The following is a 2676-nucleotide window of genomic DNA, read 5'->3' on the forward strand; positions in this document are numbered from 1 at the left end:
CGCCAGCCGGTCCAGCTCGGCGGGCGTCGGCACCGGCGGCGGCCCGACGGCCACCTCACCGCTCAGGTACGGCGCGAGCGCCGCCAGCACCTCCTCGCGCCCCGCCCCCGGCAGGAGGCTGACGCGTCCGGCGCTCCTGTCGTACCAGGCCACGCCCGTACCGTCCGGCAGCGTCACGTACAGCCGGTCCTGGCTGTGCCGCGGCGCCGGGGCGACACGTAATCGGGTCATTCCTCATCACTCCCCACGTCGGGGGAGGGAAATGCCCCCGAACGTGTCACCTCCGTACGGCAGACTCCGTACAGCACGCTCTCCCCAGACACTCTCTCCAGGCACGGGCCGCGGACACGGGCCCCGAACACGGGCCCCCGGACACGGACCCCGGAAGGATTCACCCATGATCATTTTTGGCACCAAGGGCTATCTCTACCAACTGGCCATATTGACGCTGGTCTGCGGCAGTTGCGGCAACCCCTCCGCACACACCCTCCGCAAGCGGGTCACCAAGTTCACCCTGTTCTTCGTACCGCTGTTCCCCTTCTCCACCAAGTACCAGACGCAGTGCACGTTCTGCGGCGCCGAGCAGCGGTTGCAGAAGGAGCAGGCGGACCAGCTGCTGGCGCAGAGCGCGGCGCCCGCGCCGGGTTACGGGCAGGGCGGGGGCCAGGCGTACGGACAGGGCGGCGGGCAGGGCGGGCCGGGATACGGCCAGGGCCAGGGCCAGCAGAACCCGTACCAGCGCTGACCGGGACCGACGCGCCCCCCTGACGTGAGTTCGACATGCCTCGCACCCCGACATAAGCGGGCATAAGCCGCACCTCCTTGCTACGTTGCGGAGCATGACCGCAACGAGGGCGGACCCGCCCCCGCCCGAGCCACGCCTCCCCAAGCGCCGGGGTGTCGAACTCTCCCTCCTCGTCTGCGCCGTCGTCATCTCCGTCGTCGGCTACCTCGCCGTCGGGCTCGGCAGGAACCACGCCGTACCCCCCGACACGGTCCGCCACGGCGCGGGCCTCGGCCTGCTCGCGCTCCTCGCGCACCTCGCCGTCCGCCTCCGCGCCCCGTACGCGGACCCGCTCCTGCTCCCCATCGCGGTCCTCCTCAACGGCCTCGGCCTGGTGCTCATCTACCGGCTCGACCTGGAGACCCCGCGCGACCAGGCCGCGCCCGCGCAGCTGGTCTGGTCCACGCTCGGCGTCGCGCTGTTCATCGCGGCCGTCCTGTTCCTGCGCGAGGCGCGCGTCCTCCAGCGGTACGCCTACGTCTGCGTGGCCGCCGCGCTCGTCCTGCTGATCGTGCCGATCTTCTTCCCGGCCGTGAACGGCGCCAAGATCTGGATCAGGATCGGCGGACTCTCGTTCCAGCCCGGGGAGTTCGCCAAGATCCTGCTCGCCGTCTTCTTCGCCTCGTACCTCGCCGCGAACCGCAACGCCCTCGCCTACACCGGCCGCCGCCTCTGGTGGAAGCTCCAGCTGCCCACCGGCCGGGTGCTCGGGCCGATCGTCGCGATCTGGCTCCTGAGCGTCATCGTCCTGGTCCTCGAACGCGACCTGGGCACCTCGCTGCTCTTCTTCGGGCTGTTCGTGATCCTGCTGTACGTGGCCACGGGGCGGATCGGCTGGATCGCGGTCGGGTTGCTCCTGGCGGCGGTCGGCGCCTTTGTGGTCGGGTCGTACGAACCCCACGTCCACGGCCGCGTGGAGGACTGGCTCTCCCCGTACGCGTCCATCGACGCGGGCCAGGGGCCCGGCCAGCTCGCGCAGTCCCTCTTCGCGTTCGCCGCCGGCGGGATGTTCGGCACCGGCCTCGGCCTCGGCGAGTCCGTCCTGATCGGGTTCGCCGCCAAGTCCGACTTCATCCTGGCGACGGCGGGCGAGGAACTGGGCCTGGTCGGCCTCACCGCGATCTTCCTGCTGTACGCGCTGCTCGTCGCCCGTGGCTACCGCGCCGGCCTCGCCCTGCCCCACCCCTTCGGACAGCTCCTGGCCGTCGGGCTCTCCTCCATCCTCGCCCTCCAGGTCTTCGTGATCGCGGGGGGCGTGATGGGGCTGATCCCGCTGACCGGCATGGCGATGCCCTTCCTGGCGCAGGGCGGTTCCTCGGTCGTCACCAACTGGATCATCGTGGCCCTGCTGATCCGGATCAGCGACTCGGCCCGCGCCCCGCGCCCCGAACCGGTGGAGGAACCCGACCTCGTGGTCCCGCTGCCCGAGGGGACGGAGACGCACTGATGATCCGTCAGATCCGTCACACCACCGTCTTCTGCCTGCTCCTGCTGGTCGCCCTGTTCGTCAACGCGGGCCGGATCCAGGTCATCGAGGCCGACACGCTCGACGACAACCCGGCCAACCGCCGCCAGACCGTGGCCCGTTTCGAGCAGCGGCGCGGCAACATCCTCGTCGACGGCAGGGCGGTCACCGGCTCCAAGGACACCGGCGAGCAGCTGCGCTTCGAGCGCACGTACACCGACGGCCCCCTGTACGCGCCCGTCACGGGCTACGCCTCCCAGACGTACGGCACGACCCTGCTGGAGAACGCCGAGGACAACCTCCTCACCGGTACGAACCCGCTGCTCGCGCCCCTGCCCTTCTGGAACGACGTCACCCGCGGGCGCCAGCCCGGCGGCCGGGTCGCCACGACCGTGCGGGCGTCGATGCAGCGGGCCGCGTTCGACGG

The 2676-nt window shown here is 71.1% G+C and carries 2 protein-coding genes and 2 pseudogenes; 3 read left to right on the forward strand and 1 reads right to left on the reverse strand.

From position 1 onward, the window contains the following. Positions 1-231 (reverse strand): annotated as a pseudogene (locus GT042_RS01140) (NERD domain-containing protein); the annotation flags it as partial. A gap of 166 nt (positions 232-397) precedes the next feature. Between GT042_RS01140 and GT042_RS01145 the strand changes: the two are divergent. The 3 genes and pseudogenes from GT042_RS01145 to GT042_RS01155 all read left to right on the forward strand — a co-directional run. Beyond that, on the forward strand, positions 398-745 hold the full coding sequence (locus tag GT042_RS01145; RefSeq protein ID WP_161306823.1) for a zinc-ribbon domain-containing protein: 348 nt from the start codon (positions 398-400) through the stop codon (positions 743-745). A 94-nt stretch (positions 746-839) separates the two neighbouring features. Next, complete coding sequence (locus tag GT042_RS01150) at positions 840-2231, forward strand: FtsW/RodA/SpoVE family cell cycle protein (protein ID WP_161306824.1); 1392 nt, start codon at positions 840-842, stop codon at positions 2229-2231. Continuing rightward, positions 2231-2676 (forward strand): annotated as a pseudogene (locus GT042_RS01155) (penicillin-binding protein 2); the annotation flags it as partial. The gene GT042_RS01150 and the pseudogene GT042_RS01155, both read left to right, overlap by 1 nt.

The sequence above is a fragment of the Streptomyces sp. SID3212 genome (assembly GCF_009865405.1).
Taxonomy (GTDB): domain Bacteria; phylum Actinomycetota; class Actinomycetes; order Streptomycetales; family Streptomycetaceae; genus Streptomyces.

What these genes read in the sequence shown, in the direction of transcription:
- GT042_RS01150 (WP_161306824.1), top strand. Translation starts at nt 840, where the DNA reads ATGACCGCAACGAGGGCGGACCCGCCCCCGCCCGAGCCACGCCTCCCC.
- GT042_RS01145 (WP_161306823.1), top strand. Translation starts at nt 398, where the DNA reads ATGATCATTTTTGGCACCAAGGGCTATCTCTACCAACTGGCCATATTG.